Source organism: Conexibacter sp. DBS9H8 (assembly GCF_023330685.1).
In the GTDB taxonomy this organism is placed as follows: Bacteria; Actinomycetota; Thermoleophilia; order Solirubrobacterales; family Solirubrobacteraceae; genus Palsa-465.
The window spans coordinates 1,628,265-1,643,439 of sequence record NZ_CP097128.1 but is presented as its reverse complement, the minus strand read 5'-3'; the positions used below and the strand labels follow the sequence as shown (position 1 = coordinate 1,643,439).

Sequence of the window (15,175 nt, the reverse complement as noted above, 5' to 3'; positions counted from 1 at the left end):
CACAAGCGACGGTCAGTGCGGGCTCGGGACGGTCGCACCGATGAAGTCGCCCCTACGCACCACCAAGCTTTTTCGCTGCGTTGTCGACGACTTGGGTCAGCGCTTGCTGCGAAAGGCCGAACACGAGTGCGTAGCCGTCCGCGCTGGAAGAGTTCACGGTCAGCCCGCTTATGATCCCCGAGCGGACGAGCAGAACGCCGAGGAGCGCCGATGCAGCGCCAGCCGCGATCTTGAGCAGCGCCTGGGCAGTGTTCACGGAGAACGGTCCGGTCAGGTGCGTGAGGCTTCGCCACGCGAGCGCAGTTGTGAGCATGCCTGCCACCGCGCCGATGACGAGGTAGCGGCCACCATGTTGCGCGATCAGCGCCAGCACGCCGGCCCCGATCGCCAAGCCGAGGGTCCACAGGAAGAGATTGTTCCGAAAGCCGCGGGCCTCGCTGTGATCGTCCTCGGCAAAGCGGACATGCTCATGCACAGCGGTGATCGTGCTGCGTTGATCGGCTGAGAGGTCGCCCGTACTGGCGAGGATCGCTTTCATCGCGTCGACCTGCGGGTCGTGCGCAGGATCTGACGATATCGCGACCACACGCCTCAGCAGGCTGGGAAGCTGCGCCCGCACGTTCCCAGATGGCGCGAACCGCAGCATGATTTCCCGACCAGACTGCAGGTGATCCCACGCAGTCTCGACGGCGCTGCCTGTCCACCAATTGCGGAGTGTCACCCAGGACCACGACGAGTCCTCGGCGATGGCGTGCGCAGCGGCGATGCGGGCGCGCGCCTGATTCACAAGCGCGGGCGGCGGCTGCTCGATCGCGTTCTGCGGCATGACATCAAGCTCGCCCGTCAGGCGCTGAGCTTGCTGAAGTACCACCGAGCGCCAGTTACTAGATCCAACCTCGGTGGCAGGACTCTTCGGCTTCCTGGCTTTCGAGCCGGGCGCGACGGGGTCGGTCGGCGCCGTTGGGAGCGTCAACATGTGGCCAGTATCGCTTAGCCTGCGGCGCTTCGCCTGCTGCCGGGCGCTCGTGATCCGCTTTCCGCGATCGCATTCATCCGTGAGGTCTCTCCACCATGCGGCTGCTTTGGCGACATCTCGATCGTCGCGAATGCGCTCCGAACGCCGGTGCGGCGCTTACTCGTTGCCGGTGCTTCCGCCGTTCAACTCGACCTTCAGGTCGCGTCGGTAGCCGCAGAGCAAGCCAGCTTCGACGAATTCCGCCCAGGTGACGACGTGGCGGTCGACCGGGTCGGTTCGGATGATCGGGGGGTACGCGCGACCGGGTGAGCTGCGGCCGTCCAGCCAGTAGCTCAGCGTTCCCCGGGGTACCCGCAAGATCCGAGCCGCCTCGGCTTCGCTGAAGATCTCCCTGTCAAGCACCGATACGGACGTCGTTGCGGCGAATGATCGCACGCACGTTCGCCGCCAGCCCCGGTCGTGCGAGTTCGTGCAGTCGCGCGTCGCGGGCACCCCGGGCGTTGCGTCACGAGCTCGCCCTTCAGGGTCACGCCAACCTTGGGCCTGGGGCGTCTGCCAGCGGCTCGCTCACGGGCCGGTCTTGGCGCAAGGGCCGGCGACCACGGGCTCCTTATTCCTCACGGGCAGCGAACGGCGACTGATGAACCGCGGGCGACTCGGACCCGAAGGCGCGCAAGGCGACCTACGCGGCCGGCGCGACATTTTGGGCCGAGTTTGGTACCCACGAGTGGTACCCATCTTAAGTCGATCAGTCGATAAAGGCCCTCAGGAAACAGAAAAGGCCCGGATTTCCGGGCCTTTTCGAGTAGCGGGGGCAGGATTCGAACCTGCGACCTTCGGGTTATGAGTTCGGCCGGTGTCGTTTTGCAGGGGTTTCCTGGAGTCGGAACGACCGTATTTGCGGGCTTTCAGAGCTCTGAGTTCGGCTGGGTTTTGCTCAGATTGGTAGAAGGATTGGTAGACGCTACCCGTGGTTACATCCGCTTCCTGCCCAGTGGTCAGTGGACCACGCCTCAGGCGCCGCAGCCACGATGGGTTGCCCGCCGCCGGGACGGGCCAACGCTACTTATAGATCTCCCGTAGGGCCCCGACGATACGCCACATCTGGCTACCGACATTCGCGCGGAGGGCTCGCTCGGCTGCTGCCGAGCGCTTCTTGTGCGCGACCCGGATCCGGTCCTTATTCAGCTGCTTGAGAGTGGCGGCAATGACGCTGTCAGAGTGGTTCTGGTTCTGCATGTTGGTGAAATCGATGGCCAACGCGCCCATCGTCATCTTGTCGACCTTGGGTTTTGTGAGCTTCTTGACCTTGCCCGTCTCAGTCAGAACATGAGTCCGCCCAGAGCCGACCGCCTTCCACAAGTAGGTCCGCGCACACGACTCGAGCGCGACACACGCTTCCTCGAACCCTTCGCGCCACTGGTTGCGTTCAAAGTGCTCGTACACCGGACCGAGGACCGTACGCAGACGCTTCGGATCCTTTGCGAGGTCGGGCAATTCGACATTCACCGCGAGATCTTGAGGCGGCATCACCTCGGTCACCGCGCCGGCGGACACCACGAGAAGACCGACACCCAGTGCCTTCAGCGCCGTTTGGCTCTTGCCACTCAGGCTGACGTTGTCCGGCAGCACCAGCAACACACGGGTGTCGGCCTTCGCCGACCGTCCGAACGAGACCCACTCGCTGAGGCGGTCAAGCGCGGCATCCGCACTCACCTCGATGAAGCACGTTGTGGACTGCCGTTTGCAACGGAGGCTCGGCGCGAACGGATACCCAAGTTCGCGCGGCTCTGGAACCACTGCATAGCCGAGACCGTCATAGAACTCTGCCACCGCAGTAGCCGGTCCGAGTAGTTCCTCGGCGACCGTAAGGAACTCCCACTTCGCCAACTCACTGCTCCAGCAGATCGTCAATCAGCGTGCGAAGGCGCTTGAGCGTCTCGGTCAACGCGTCAGTCGCACCGAACTCTTGGTCAAGCTGCTCCTCGAGCCGATTTGCTAACCGTGATGCGAGCTGCTCTGATCCGTGCGAGTAGTCAACCGCAGCGACAGAGCCAGCAAAGGCATCCTGTACCGAGTACTTGGGCTCCTTAATGAGTCGGAGCGTCACTTTCCGAGCCACCGACCTCGGCACCTCATCTCGCTCTACTGCACGCGCAACGCGTGCCAGTTGACGAGGCTCCACGGTGCTGGTCAGGACGCGCGATTTGAACTTGTCGACCAGGGCACGACGAAGCTGCTCCTCCTCGCCCTCATTGATCACATCGCGCTTCCGTAGGGCCTGAGCCCCACGTGTCGCCTCGAGCACGTGGTCGACGGTCAGCGCTTGCTCTGCTCGAGGCTTCTCAAGCTCTTGCATGAGATCTTTGTGGTATTCGTCGGGAAGCCCGAGGATGTTCTTGAGCCGCCTGACCTCACCGCGGCTAATGCTCGCTATCTCCGCTAGTTCGACCTCCGTCGGTGCCCGCCCGTTGTCAGCCTCGAACTCCTCCTCAAGGTCCCGCAGCTTGTAGGCCGTCGGCAGCGGATCCCAGTCTCGGCGCTGATTGTGGATCGCGAACATCATCATGATGTTTTGAAGACGGTCCGGCTTCGGCTGCACGATGACCGGAACCTGAGCGAGGCCAAGCTTGATCGAGCACCGCCAGCGGCGCTCGCCGTCCAACAGGACGTAGCGCTTGCCATCCCGATAAACAGTTAGCGGCACAAGGATTCCCTGGTGCTTGATGCTGTCCTGGAGCAGGGCCAGATCCTCAAGCCGGAAAATGAGGCGAGGGTTCTCGGGGTTTCGGTCCAGCTGCGCCGGATCGACGAGTGTTATGCCTTCAGCCATCCTTCTTCGCCTAGGTCGCGGGGTGGGCTACGTAGATGAGCTCTTCGACCTCGCGCGTGTGCTCACCGTGACGCGCACCAAGGGTCGAATGCACGCTGGGCTTTTGGATTGCCAGCGTCACCGTCCGGAAGTGCCGCCGGAGTAGCGCGGCGAGATCTACGTCCTCGTGCTGAGCGAGCAATCCATTCGATGGGTAGCTCAGGATCAGAGCGCTACCAGTGCTCGCGACGCCTCTGGCGAGACGATCGAATGACGATGCCACCTTGGTCATTAGCGAAAACGGGGTGACGAAGCGGTCTGGGCGATAACGGCCCTTGCCAATCGCTTGGGGATAGTCGTAACGCACGAGCGTGTCCAGCACGTGGTAGTACCGCGAGTAGTGATCCTTTGAATACGGTGGATCGGCGTAGACGACGCCGTTCCTGAACCCACGACGCCTAAGTTCTGGCCAGATGCGGAGCGCGTCCCGTCGCATGACCTGGTTCCGAGACCGCCATTCGCGAGTCCCGAGCGGCGAGATTAGCTCCGCTTCACTAAGGAACTGGTCCCACACATCACGTCGTCTCTGGCTGACGACGCGGACGAGCCCGGATGGTGTACGTGCACCCAGATACTGAGCGAAATGACCAGGGGTGCTCGCGACACAGCTGGCTGCTTGCATGAGCGCGAGGAGTGCTACTCGAGCTTCGTCCGCTGTGAGTGCGCGCCGCGCGCGGGCTCGATCAATCGCGAAGCGAATACTGTCGATTTGCGCAGCTTGGCGAAGACCGAAATACCCCCATGCAAACGTCAGCGTAACCAACCGATGTGGGGGCTCTGGCCGCTGGGCGAGGGCACTAACTTCTCGGCGGCGAGACGGGCTATTGCCGGCGTGGCGCCACCGGGCATGCTCCGCAGCAAACGCCTCGATCTCGGGCCTCTCGAGCAGCTGCCTCTCGCGCGCCATTGCGGCTCGGAAGCGGCCCTGAAGCGCTTCGAAATTCCGCTGGTAGTCCCCAACAAGGGTGTTAGCGAGAGCTTCGGATTCGAGCCGATCGGATGACGTGGTTAGCAGGCATCGTGCGACCGTGGTGGCAGCCCATTGCACGTCATTGCCCCAGACCGCACGCTCGCTTGGCGCAATGGCGGCGCCTACGGAGCACATCCCACAAAAGATGTCGAGGAAAGGTCGTTCGATTGGGAACTCACTGACGATCCCGCTGACGTCGTCGGCCAGTTGATGCTTGTTGCCCATGTACCGGATGCGAATTGGCGCCTCGCCGCTTCCGCTGGGCAGGAGAGGGGTGCCAGGGGGCATCGCGGTGGTGGACAGGAGTTCAGGCAAGCGCTCAATGTTCGCTGAAAGGCCGGACGAGGCGTGTCGCACCTGTCCGTGGTCAGGAGCCTTTGGGCAGCCCTGAGGCAGTCGGAGCGCCCGACCCGAAGGCCCGGTTAGTAAGCGACCGCCCGAACTCCTGATCCGGGGAGAAGTCGGCGTAGATCTCGGTCGTCTGAATGCTCCTATGCCCCATCCACTCCTGCAAAGTTCGCATCGGCGTGCCGGCCGCCGCCATCCGCGTGCCGTAGGTGTGTCTGAGCGAGTGGAACGTGATGCCGTTGTCGCGGCCCACCAGGTGGCCCAGGTCGGCGGCGCGCATGGCGTCGTAGAAGCGCTTGCGGAGTCGGCTGGCGTCGTAGGGCTGGCCTGTCGCCGGATGGGCGAAGACCAGATCGTCAGGTCCGAGGAAGTGCGAAACCTCCCGGTGGGCCTCGAGCGCCTCACGCACCGGGTCGGCCAGTGGCACCGCACGAGAGCCCCGGCGTGATTTAGGAGTGCCCATCTGAGAGCGCGTGAAGTTCCTCCGCACCCGGATCACGCCGGCTTCGGCATCAACATCGCGCCAGCGCAGCGCGACCAGCTCGCCCTGACGCAGGCCGCTCATCGCGGCCGTCACGTACAGCGCTCGATCTGTCGGCCCCAGAAGGTCAACTGGCACGGCCGCGACGAGCGCCTCGAAGTCCTTCAGCGTCAGGTATCGGAAGTCCGGGTTGGCCCCGGGCAGCCTGGGGCGATCGACGGCGGCCACAGGGTTCGTCGTCGCCAGCCCGCGAGAGACCGCAAATCGGAAGACGGCGTGCGCGAACGTCACGTGGTTGGAGATCGTCTTTGGCTTCAAGCCGTCGCGCGCCTTGCGTTCGAGGTAACCGGCGACGTCGTTGGGCGTGATCCGGTCGATGTCCGTCTTGCCGAAGTACGGGTTCAGGTGGGTCTGGGCGATGAGCCGGTAGTCGTGAACCGTCGTGGGCTTGCGGTCCATGACGTTCTTGACGTGGTCGATGTAGCGCTCGGCCACCTCTGAGAAGTCGTGGCGTTGATCCGGCGCGATCACCACGGTGGTCTCGGCGATCATCTTCCGGAGCTTCGCCTCGGCCTGGCTTTTGGTGAGGCCGTCGCGAGTCCCGCGCTCGCGGACCGGACCGATCTTGCGCATGACCTGACGGTCGCCGACGCGCCACTTGCCGTAGTAGCTGTCGCCCTTGACGCTCAGGCTCCCCGTGCCGTAGGAGCGTTTGCCGGCGGATCCGTTGTCAGCGCCCATCTCTCACCTCACGCCCGACGGCGAGCCTGCGCCGTTGTCTCGTGCTCAACGATCCACTGCTCGACAGCTATCAGCCGGAAGCGGATGTAGCGCTCGCCGATCCGAACGGCGGGCAGGTCGCCCCGGCGTGCCAACTCGTAGACGAACGCTCGCGGCACACCGAGGATCTCAGCGACGTCTTCCGCCATGAGTAGACCGCCATGGTCTAGCTGTGTCTCAGGCTCAACTCGGGCCGCTCCGTTGGCCGCGGTCATGGCGTCTGCCTCCGGTAGTCGGCGAGGTACTCGTCGTCCCGTCCGACCGTGCCCTTGACCAGTCGTTGGACCAGGTCGGCTTCCCAGCTGCCGGGGCGGCCGGCCGTCAGGGCATCGGTGGAGCCGAGGTCGGCGGCGGCGCGTGCGAGGACGTCGGCGAGCCAGCCGCCGAAATCGTGCTCTTGCTCAGCGGCGGCACGAACCGCCGCATGAGCCGTCTTGCTGTACTGGATCACGTCGAGTGTGGGCTTCATGTGTGTGCCTCCTGACTCAAGGGGGTGCGGGTGGTGCTGACGGTTTCGAGCAGAACGGCGAGCGGCCAGGCGATCGGCCTTGGCCCGGTGCGGTGCCGGCTCGGGCGGCGGTGCTCACGGATGCGGTCGGTGAGGTCGTAGCCGTCGTCTCGCTCCGCGTCGAGGTCGACGACGTCCACGGAACGGGCCACTCCGGTCAGGTCCCGGGCGATCCGCGTCGCGGCCTCGCGACCGGGCGCGTCGCAGTCCATGACCACCGTTACCTGACGGCCGGTGAATGCCTCTGCCCATTCAGTCCGCCACGCAGCGGCGCCGGGCACCGCGATGGCGGCGACGCCGCTGGAGCGGGCCGCGATCATGTCCGGCGGTCCCTCCGCGAGGACGAGATGCTCGCGCAGGTCATGTGTCGGGTGTGGGATGAGCCCGAGATGGGTCCCGCGGACGGCGAGCATCTTGGACCTGAGCTCGCCGAATGGGTCGTAGCGGAGAAGGCCCTGGAGCCCGCCGTCGGCGTCGTGGATCGGCACGGTGATCCGTTCTCCGTCAAAGCCGATTCCGAGCTCGTGGATTGCCTGTGGCGACCACGCGCGTTCCAGGATCAGCCGCCGCATCAGGCCGTTGTCCGCATCCAGCGCGGCTGCCCACCGATGTACGTCCTGATCGCTGATCTCGAGTCGACGGCGAACCCGCGACGACGGGGAAGCAATGGCGACCGACGGCCGCGCGGGAGCCGATCCGGAGCACCGGTAGGCGGGCTGCCGCGGCTCAACCAGTCCACAGGCGACCATGAGGTCCATGGCGCTGCGCGGGGTGTGGCCTCGGGTGATTGCCGCGTCATATGCGCCGCCGCGGGCGCCGCAGCCCGTGGCACTTCCAGGCGCCCGTGATGACGCTGACCGAGCAGGACGGCCGCCGGTCCCCGTTTTGATGGGCGCCAGAGTCGGCGAAGCAACGGACCGAAGCGTTGAGGTCCGCCCAGTCGGGCAGGTGGATGCCGAGCGCGGCGTAGAAGGAGCGCACGTCGGGGGTCATTCGCATGCCTCCGGCGTCTTGATGGCGATGAACCAGAACTCGCCGTTCAGCAGCGGAACCTCGCCCGGTCGGTGGCGCGCCCACTCCCAGCACTGATCCCAGCTGAGCTGTCCGGCGAGCATCGCCTCGGCTCGCTCGGTCGCGGTCATGTTCCAGAGCTCGACGGGGCGTTGCCGGGGGGTCCTGTCGGGAGCTTCGAGAAGGCTGGTCATGCTCCGCTCCCTCTGAATTCGCGGGACAGGTCTTGCCGGTCGCGGATCCCGCTCTCATGGGCCTCCTCGACGTCCGCGAGCAGGTCTTCCAGCTTGTAGTCAGCTATGGCCAGCGCTTTGACGGATTCCGTCAGCGCGTAGTGCAGCTTGCTGCCGGCGTAGTGGTGATCGAGGGGATCGCGTTCGAGGACGTCAGCGACTCGATGCCCCATGTCCTCGACGTTCTCGGCGTAGCGGACAAGCCAGCCGCCGAGCACCATCCGCATCGCGTGGATCGGGTCGGGGCTAACGCCTCTCTCTGTGTGTGTCGGCTGTTCGATCATGGTGTTCTTCCTGTGCCGGTTGGCTGACAGGCGCCGGCCTCATAGGCCGGCGCCCATGGCTGTCAGTTCAAGCGGCCTCCTCCCCCGGGTCGTCCTCTTCTGTCGAGGGGCTGTCGTCGTTGCGACCGCCGAACTGCACGCGACCGATGACGTGGTGGCGGGAGCGGCGGTTGCCGCTGTCGTCTTCCCATTCGCGGTAGACGAGCCGTCCGGTGACGGCGACCGCCCGGCCCTTGGCCAGGTAGTTGGCGCACGCCTCGGCTTGGGAGCCGAACGTTGCGACGTCGATGTAGAGCGGCGGCTGGCCTTTCTGGTCGTTCACCGCCAGGCGCAGGGCGCAGACCTTGCGGTCATCGGCGAGTTGTTTGAGGACCGGGTCGGCGGTCAGGTGACCGACGAGGGTGACGCTGTTGACTGCGGGTGCTGATGCGCTCATCTTTGGTTCCCTCCTTGTGGGGATCCGGTGGTTGACATAGCCCAAAACGCCGGCCGCTGGCAGGACGCGGAACCGGACCGTTGGGGAGGGGAAGGGAGCTGTGCGACCTTGGAGCGTCCTGCCAGTGGTCGGCGACACTGGGCGGCGGCAACCCAACCGGCTCCCGCAAGAGCGGAGGAATTCGGGTGAGCCGAACGCCAGGAAGCGGTCATCGCTGTTTCCCGGATCTGAGCGTGATCCACGCTGGGGCCAGGCGTCCGTAGACGAGCAGGCTGCTGGACCGTCCGGCTTGGCGGACCTGGTCGGGTGCTGCCAGAGGCCGATGCTCGGTTGAGCGGGTCCTGCCGCCCTGGCTCAAGCCGCGGCGTTGAGTGGAGATGCGCGCGATCTCCTCGTCCCCGAGGATGTTCTTGAGGTAGTCGAGCGTCGCTCGGTCGCCGATGCCGGAACAGAACAGGCGCGCGCGGTGGTTGGCGATGATCGTCTCGGCCCGGTCCCGTCCCCAGCGGTCATAGCCTTGGCTGATGTTCTGCAGGACGCAGAGCAGGTGCACGCCTTGCCCCGGCCCGGTGGAGGCGATCTCATCCAGGTTCGGTAGCGGCGCGATGTTCGCCACCTCATCCAAGGCCAAGAGGAGCGCCGGCTCGATGGGTTTGCCGGTCTTGGCGCTGCGCTCATACGCGCCGGCGACCAGATGGGTGATCAGCGCGGCGAACAGTCCGGACAGGCGCCGCTGGTCATTCGCGGGCGCCACGATGTAGAGGGTGTTCGCGCCGGAGAAGAGCCAGTCGGCGCTGAGCTTCGATTCCCCCATCGTTGCCCCGGCGACCTGGGGTTCCTGCCAGGCATCAAGGGCGGTCGCGATCGTCTGGAGCAGGCTCGAGGTGAACCGTGGGTCAGCGTCTCGGACGGAGGTGACTGAGTCCAGCGCCGGCGTCGGTGTCCCGGCAGGGGCGTCGGACAGGATGTCGATCGGCTCGCTGAAATCGCTGATCGCGATCCAGTGGAGAACGTCGGCCATGGTCATGTTCGCCGCCTGTGAGGCGGCGAACAGCAGCGCCGCGAGGTACCGGGCGCCGGCGGGTCGCCAGAACGCGTCATCGGCGCTGTGGCTGCTGGCGCCGTCGGCGACACCGAGCAGTGCAGCGGCGGTGCGGCGCGCGCCGGTCCACGTCGTCGACGCCGCCAGCGGCGACCACACCGCATGACTGAGCGTCGTGGACTGGGTGGGATCAAAGACACGAGCCTCCCCGAGTTCAGAGCGGGCGGCGAGGGTCGCTTGGAGCAGATCGGTCTTCACCGACGTTGCGACGACCGGTCCCGCCCACTCACGCATTGCGGGAATCACCAGTCCTGTGGTCTTCCCGGACTGGGTCGGCCCGACGACGAGCACCGAGGCGCGCTCCTCGGCGGCGATCAGTGCGCGGCCGTGACGGCCGAGCGTGATCCGTCCCGCCCGCGGCTCCTTGACTCTCAGGGTGCTGAGGTCGCCGCGGCGTGCCCAGTGGGCGCTGCGTTTGCGTGGTCCGGCGTCGCGGAGACGGTCGATCATCGTGACCGCGATGACGAATCCGCCCGCCGCCACGCCGGCAAGCGCGAGCCAGATCAGGTTGACCGGCTGGCTTTTCATGCGAACCCCAGCGGAGCCCGGCTGCCCATCGCTTGGTCGGTGTCGATCAGCTCCCACTCCAGGTCAGACAGGAGGTGACGGACCTCGAAGGAACGGCCGCCGACTCGCCACAGGGCGACGCCCTGCTCGAGTGAGCCGATCAGGTCACGTTCGGTCTCTGACAGCCCGAGCGCCTCGGTGCTGAGTGGGAGTTCCTGGGCGTGCTGGCGGTAGATGATCGTCGTGGAGGCGTCTGCAAGCAGACCCTCGGCGAGACGCTGTTGCCGTGATCCCTCATCGCCGGCGGCGCGGAGGTCAGAGATGCGGTGCAGCACCAGCCAATGCTGCACCCCGGTCTTGCGCGATAGCTTGAACGCCGCCTGGTAGTAGTCACTCAGGCCCGCGATCGGCAGCGCACGCCATGCCTCGTCGTTGATCCGGATCGTCTTCTCGACGTCGTAGCCCAGCCGCTGGGCTCTGTCGGCGCGTTCGACGCGTTTGGCGTCCAGGAACGCGACGGCGCACACCATCGCGATCGCGATCGGCAGGTTCACCGCCGCGACCCCGTCGGTGATCTCGGACAGGTCGAGTGAGAGCACCGGGGAGTCAAAGACGTCCTCTCCGGCGGTTGTGGGTCCGTCGAACATCCCACGCAGCGGACCCTGGCAGAGGCGCTGGAGGGCGAGGGCGACCTCGCGCAGTTCCTCCTGCGCGCTGTGGGGACTGACGCCGAGACGATCTGCCAACTGCGCTGTCGGATGGCGGAGTTGCTCGATGACGTCCGGGATGGACACCTCCGCTCCGTCGCTGGCGAGGTCAGCAGCTTCGAGCGCGGCGGTGAGTCCGATCGCTTCGGCCTGTGAGAGCGGCCGGTTGAGCATCGCCTTGGCGATTGCCTCCAGCAGGTTCTCTCGCAGCTCCCGCCGGCCGATCCGCGTCAACGGATTCAAACGCGTCCCGCCCCCCGGCGTCAGACGGATGACGGTCCCACCCAGGGCTCGGACGAGTGGCTCGTATTCGCCTTTGAGGTCGACGATCTCGCCGCGGCGCCCGAACAGGCGGGATCTGAGCAGCCAGGTCTTGGACAGGCTTGATTTGCCGAAGTCAGGTCGGCCGATGACCAGCGTGTTCGCGTCGTTCAGCACGCCGCGGGCATACAGCAGCCAGGGGTCATAGACGAAGCTGCCGCCGTGCATGTCCCGGCCGATGTAGACCCCCTCAGAGCCCAGCCCGGCCTCGGCGACGGCCGGGTAAACGGCCTGGAAGTGAGCGGTGGTGACCTGATGGCCGGCCCTCTCCCCCGGCACGCAGCAGCGCCGCAACCGGGTGAACGGTGGCTGTGACAGGCTGCGCTTGGGTGGGGTCATTTGAGCCCCCGGCAGAACGGCAGGCTGAAGGTGAAGGCGTTGGCCTGCTGGCCCCACATCCGCTCCAGTCGCAGTGGCGCGGCTTTGGCTTGGAGATCGACGCGGGAGACGGCGGCCTCGAGTTCGTCACGGGCGTCGGGACCGTCAGGAACCGAGACGGTCACGTACGCGCTGTAGCGGACGTTCGCGTGACCGTGGGCGAGCTCAGCCTCCTGCCGCGCCGCGGCGGACTCACGTTGGCGTTGGCGCTGGCTGGTCCGCTGCCCGATCCGGCCACGCAGGCTGTCCTCGGTCGCCGCCTCGGTCATCGCCCGTTCGGCCCGACGGATCGCCTTCGCAGGGCCGAGTAGCTCCATGCACATCGCGACCGTCCGGGTGGTATCGGCGCGCATCAACAGCGGCTGCAAGAAGATCGCACGCACGTCGATCCGTGGCCATTCCGCGACCCACAGCGTGCAGTGCAGGGCACCGTCGGTCTGGAGGTGGGACCAGTGCTCATCACGAGCTGCCGGCCAGGCGGTGTGAGCCGCTGTGCCGGGTTCGGTGTCGCGGTCCTGATCGCGGTGGCGCTGGCGCCGTCCCCACGGGTCATATCCATCCCTCACCGCAGCGGCAAGTCCGCGGCGGGTCAGGACACCCGTCGGCGTGATCCCGGCTCCGTCGAGAAGCTCAATCAGCCGACCGATCTCACCGGCCAGGACGGCCATCGCGCCGATGTCCCCGCCGCCCAAGCGCTGGATCGGCCGCTTGGCCGCCGGGCGACGGGCGTCGACCTGGAGGGCGAACAGCAGCTCGTGCTCCTCGGCGACGAGGCCGGCGCGGCCGATCAGGCGAAGGTATGAGACCAGCTCATAGGGAGGGTCGTCCAATGAAGCGTCCTCGCGCTTGGCGTCCAGCAGGTATCCGCCGAGCGCGTCGGGATCACCCGGGAGGGCGCGCTCGATCCAGCTGATCCGTCGGACCGGTGAGTCATCACGGGCAAGCGAGGCAAGGACCCCGCCGTACTCCTCCAACCGCTGGCGGCGCTCCTCCGGGGACAGGAGCTCGAACGCGCGGCATTGCACACGCACAGCAGCGGTGTAGGTTCGGGCTCGTGTGTCCTTTGCGACGCCGAGCAAGGCGCGGTCATAGGCGGACAGCTCACACTCCAGCAGCTGGATGTCGGCCAGCTCCGCCGGCATCGAGACCGGATCGGTGACGGGCTGGGGATCGAGATCACCGTCGGAGAGCGCGATCAGGTGTCCGGCCTGGGCTGCACGCGCGCGGAACCTGGCGGTGTGACGCCGGCTCGTGAAGCTGGTGATGACCGGCGCCCACTGCTCGATGGTCTGTCCCCGGACCGGGATCAGGACGAGCGTCGCGGCGACGCTGATTATCGCCACGGCAATCAGTAGACCCTCGAGGCCCCCGAGTCGGAGGCAGCCGAGCGCGGCCGCGCCGGCGATGATCAGCCCGAGGATCTGCGGTATCCGCAGCCCAAGAATGAACCCGGCCGACGGGTGCGGCGCGAAGCGGTAGGTCGTCTCCCTCGACGCCTCAGCCATCAGGAGCCTCCTGCCGGACCGACCTCAGACACGACACGCAGCAGTGGACGGGCCGGCCGCAGTGGGGGCCGGACCTGAGGGCCTGGCGCGGGCGCCTTCACTTCCCCACCGGATTGGCCCGCAGCCCCCGGTGACTGCGTTCCGCTTCTTGCTGGAGGAGCTGGTTTGAGGCTGCGCGCCGTGTCGCCGATTCCGGCGGCGACCGCGACCGCGCCCTGAGCCGCAGGGGATTCTGGCCGTATCCCGTCCGCTGGCACCGACCTTGCCGGCGACGTGACCTGAGACATCACCTCGGCCACGGGCGCGCCGGCCGGTGCCGGCCCCGCCGGGCCTGGCCCGTTTGGAACGGAGCGACCGACGGCATTGCCAGCGCTGCCACCCTGGCCACCCGATGGCCGCGGCCCCTGCGGTCCCCTCGAGCCGCCTGGACGGGAGGGACCCAGACCTCTGCCGCCACCTGAGCGTCTGCCGGACGGGCGGTAGCCACCCGAGCGGGTCCGCCCGCTGCCGCTGAGGCGACCGCCGAGCCGACTCGCCCGCGCCGCCCCATCGCTGACAGCATGTCCGGCGGCTGCCCGGAACCCGGCAGCGATCGCCGCCGATTCAGCATCGGCTCCCACGATCAGCATCAGCGCCCACGGCGCCATCGCCGCCAGCGCAAAGATCGCAACCGCGGCGATGATCGTCCCAGCCGCTGGCGCCAGCCCACCGTTCAACGTCAACCCCGCCAGCGCCGCGTTTCCGGCGAAGGCGAGCACGATCAGCGTGACCGGCTTCAGGATCACGAACAGGAACAGAAGGTGAGCCAGACGACTGGTCCAACCCGACAGGCTCGGCCAGACCGACGCCGCCAACGCGACCGGGAAGAACAGCACCGCCAGATAGATCGCCGCGTTTCTCACGGCAAGCTCCACCCAGACGACCAGCCCCGTGAAGATCTGAACGACAGCCATCAACATCGCCAGGGCAGAGGAACCAAACCCACCGAATCCGCTCGATCCCCAGGCATGGGTCACCTGAGACCAGAACGTTTGATGCGAGGTTCCGATCACATCCGCGGAGATCGCGTCTGTGACCTGTAGGGCCAGCATGGTCAGCGCGATCAGCAGCCCGGTTCCCAGCCCTGCGCGGAAGATCCCGACCAGCGTTGCCGCCAGCGCCGAGGGGTCACGGCGCACGGCTGCCGACGCGAACGCGATCAGCGACACCAGAAGCGCGAGCGCAGCGCCAAGCCCAGCCATCGGCGCGAAGGACTTCTGAAACCACGCGGCCCGCAAGTCCGGGCTGCTGGTATTGGTGATCATCGAGACGATCGCGCCGGTCACCTTCTCCGCCGCGGCGATCATCCACTTCGCTGCGAGATCGAACGTCGCCGCGATCCCGACGGCACCCACAGCGGCTTTGGCCAACGTGCTGGCAGCACCGCTGCTACTGCTGCCGCTGCAGATCACCTTCTGGATGACGCCGACACCCTTCTTGACCACACCCCCCACAGCGCCGCCTGCCGCGGCGCCCTCGGCCGTTCCCGCACCGTCGCTGGCCGCGCCCGCCGCCGTCGCGCCCGCGGCGACGCCGGCTCCCTCAGCCACCGTGCCGGCGGCTGACAGGCCCTTGCAGACCAGCGTCTTGCCGACGCTCAGGATCGTCCCTCCGACACCTTCGAGAACATGCAGCGTGCCGGAGACAACCCCGGCCTGGGCGGGAGTCGGTTGGGCGACACACAGCGCAGCCGCCAACGCGAGGACGGCAATCACGC

Annotated in this window: 17 protein-coding genes; all 17 read right to left on the bottom strand. The window is 66.7% G+C overall.

All coding sequences use genetic code 11. The annotated features are described in order from the left end of the window. Positions 1 to 52: 52 nt before the first annotated feature. Positions 53 to 976, bottom strand: a complete 924-nt coding sequence (locus tag M3M55_RS07795; RefSeq protein WP_249012257.1) for a hypothetical protein — start codon at positions 974 to 976, stop codon at positions 53 to 55. 156 nt (positions 977 to 1,132) lie between these two features. Further along, entirely contained in the window at positions 1,133 to 1,378 is a 246-nt protein-coding gene (locus tag M3M55_RS07790) for a hypothetical protein (RefSeq protein ID WP_249012256.1), read from the bottom strand. Between the two features lie 660 nt (positions 1,379 to 2,038). Next, positions 2,039 to 2,866, bottom strand: a complete 828-nt coding sequence (locus M3M55_RS07785; protein WP_249012255.1) for a hypothetical protein — start codon at positions 2,864 to 2,866, stop codon at positions 2,039 to 2,041. Between the two features lies 1 nt (position 2,867). Beyond that, positions 2,868 to 3,809, bottom strand: a complete 942-nt coding sequence (locus tag M3M55_RS07780) for a ParB/RepB/Spo0J family partition protein (protein ID WP_249012254.1) — start codon at positions 3,807 to 3,809, stop codon at positions 2,868 to 2,870. A 10-nt stretch (positions 3,810 to 3,819) separates the two neighbouring features. Next, complete coding sequence (locus M3M55_RS07775; protein WP_249012253.1) at positions 3,820 to 5,133, bottom strand: DNA adenine methylase; 1,314 nt, start codon at positions 5,131 to 5,133, stop codon at positions 3,820 to 3,822. Positions 5,134 to 5,185: 52 nt separating this feature from the next. Further along, positions 5,186 to 6,280 (bottom strand): tyrosine-type recombinase/integrase, encoded by a 1,095-nt coding sequence (locus tag M3M55_RS07770; RefSeq protein WP_249012252.1) that lies wholly within the window; start codon positions 6,278 to 6,280, stop codon positions 5,186 to 5,188. Positions 6,281 to 6,396: 116 nt separating this feature from the next. Further along, on the bottom strand, positions 6,397 to 6,576 hold the full coding sequence (locus M3M55_RS07765; RefSeq protein ID WP_249012251.1) for an AlpA family transcriptional regulator: 180 nt from the start codon (positions 6,574 to 6,576) through the stop codon (positions 6,397 to 6,399). A 62-nt stretch (positions 6,577 to 6,638) separates the two neighbouring features. Further along, a complete protein-coding gene (locus M3M55_RS07760) occupies positions 6,639 to 6,896 on the bottom strand; it encodes a hypothetical protein (RefSeq protein ID WP_249012250.1) in 258 nt (85 codons plus the stop codon). Continuing rightward, positions 6,893 to 7,507: a toprim domain-containing protein gene (locus M3M55_RS07755; protein ID WP_249012249.1), complete on the bottom strand. Its 615-nt coding sequence runs from the start codon at positions 7,505 to 7,507 to the stop codon at positions 6,893 to 6,895. Before M3M55_RS07755 ends, M3M55_RS07760 begins: the two co-directional genes overlap by 4 nt. A gap of 223 nt (positions 7,508 to 7,730) precedes the next feature. Beyond that, a complete protein-coding gene (locus M3M55_RS07750; protein ID WP_249012248.1) occupies positions 7,731 to 7,928 on the bottom strand; it encodes a hypothetical protein in 198 nt (65 codons plus the stop codon). Continuing rightward, positions 7,925 to 8,140 carry a hypothetical protein gene (locus M3M55_RS07745; RefSeq protein ID WP_249012247.1) on the bottom strand — a complete coding sequence of 72 codons (216 nt, stop codon included), beginning with the start codon at positions 8,138 to 8,140 and terminating at the stop codon, positions 7,925 to 7,927. Before M3M55_RS07745 ends, M3M55_RS07750 begins: the two co-directional genes overlap by 4 nt. Continuing rightward, positions 8,137 to 8,463 (bottom strand): hypothetical protein, encoded by a 327-nt coding sequence (locus tag M3M55_RS07740; protein WP_249012246.1) that lies wholly within the window; start codon positions 8,461 to 8,463, stop codon positions 8,137 to 8,139. Before M3M55_RS07740 ends, M3M55_RS07745 begins: the two co-directional genes overlap by 4 nt. A 67-nt stretch (positions 8,464 to 8,530) precedes the next feature. After that, the gene (locus tag M3M55_RS07735) at positions 8,531 to 8,899 is read right to left on the bottom strand and encodes a single-stranded DNA-binding protein (protein WP_249012245.1); all 369 of its coding nucleotides are present in this window, start codon (positions 8,897 to 8,899) and stop codon (positions 8,531 to 8,533) included. 208 nt (positions 8,900 to 9,107) lie between these two features. Next, positions 9,108 to 10,529 carry a type IV secretory system conjugative DNA transfer family protein gene (locus tag M3M55_RS07730; protein ID WP_249012244.1) on the bottom strand — a complete coding sequence of 474 codons (1,422 nt, stop codon included), beginning with the start codon at positions 10,527 to 10,529 and terminating at the stop codon, positions 9,108 to 9,110. Next, positions 10,526 to 11,875: a hypothetical protein gene (locus tag M3M55_RS07725; protein WP_249012243.1), complete on the bottom strand. Its 1,350-nt coding sequence runs from the start codon at positions 11,873 to 11,875 to the stop codon at positions 10,526 to 10,528. The genes M3M55_RS07730 and M3M55_RS07725 overlap by 4 nt, the downstream gene beginning before the upstream one ends. After that, positions 11,872 to 13,419, bottom strand: a complete 1,548-nt coding sequence (locus M3M55_RS07720; RefSeq protein WP_249012242.1) for an SCO6880 family protein — start codon at positions 13,417 to 13,419, stop codon at positions 11,872 to 11,874. The genes M3M55_RS07725 and M3M55_RS07720 overlap by 4 nt, the downstream gene beginning before the upstream one ends. Then, positions 13,419 to 15,173, bottom strand: coding sequence for a hypothetical protein (locus M3M55_RS07715; protein WP_249012241.1), 1,755 nt, complete (start codon positions 15,171 to 15,173; stop codon positions 13,419 to 13,421). The genes M3M55_RS07720 and M3M55_RS07715 overlap by 1 nt, the downstream gene beginning before the upstream one ends. Between the last annotated feature and the right edge of the window lie 2 nt (positions 15,174 to 15,175).

Bases quoted from the DNA above. Each gene is read 5' to 3' on its own strand.
- M3M55_RS07755 (WP_249012249.1), bottom strand. From the start codon at position 7,507: ATGCGGCGGCTGATCCTGGAACGCGCGTGGTCGCCACAGGCAATCCAC.
- M3M55_RS07780 (WP_249012254.1), bottom strand. From the start codon at position 3,809: ATGGCTGAAGGCATAACACTCGTCGATCCGGCGCAGCTGGACCGAAAC.
- M3M55_RS07760 (WP_249012250.1), bottom strand. From the start codon at position 6,896: ATGAAGCCCACACTCGACGTGATCCAGTACAGCAAGACGGCTCATGCG.
- M3M55_RS07730 (WP_249012244.1), bottom strand. From the start codon at position 10,529: ATGAAAAGCCAGCCGGTCAACCTGATCTGGCTCGCGCTTGCCGGCGTG.
- M3M55_RS07765 (WP_249012251.1), bottom strand. From the start codon at position 6,576: ATGGCGGAAGACGTCGCTGAGATCCTCGGTGTGCCGCGAGCGTTCGTC.
- M3M55_RS07745 (WP_249012247.1), bottom strand. From the start codon at position 8,140: ATGACCAGCCTTCTCGAAGCTCCCGACAGGACCCCCCGGCAACGCCCC.
- M3M55_RS07740 (WP_249012246.1), bottom strand. From the start codon at position 8,463: ATGATCGAACAGCCGACACACACAGAGAGAGGCGTTAGCCCCGACCCG.
- M3M55_RS07735 (WP_249012245.1), bottom strand. From the start codon at position 8,899: ATGAGCGCATCAGCACCCGCAGTCAACAGCGTCACCCTCGTCGGTCAC.
- M3M55_RS07720 (WP_249012242.1), bottom strand. From the start codon at position 13,419: ATGGCTGAGGCGTCGAGGGAGACGACCTACCGCTTCGCGCCGCACCCG.
- M3M55_RS07725 (WP_249012243.1), bottom strand. From the start codon at position 11,875: ATGACCCCACCCAAGCGCAGCCTGTCACAGCCACCGTTCACCCGGTTG.
- M3M55_RS07770 (WP_249012252.1), bottom strand. From the start codon at position 6,280: ATGCGCAAGATCGGTCCGGTCCGCGAGCGCGGGACTCGCGACGGCCTC.
- M3M55_RS07750 (WP_249012248.1), bottom strand. From the start codon at position 7,928: ATGACCCCCGACGTGCGCTCCTTCTACGCCGCGCTCGGCATCCACCTG.
- M3M55_RS07795 (WP_249012257.1), bottom strand. From the start codon at position 976: ATGTTGACGCTCCCAACGGCGCCGACCGACCCCGTCGCGCCCGGCTCG.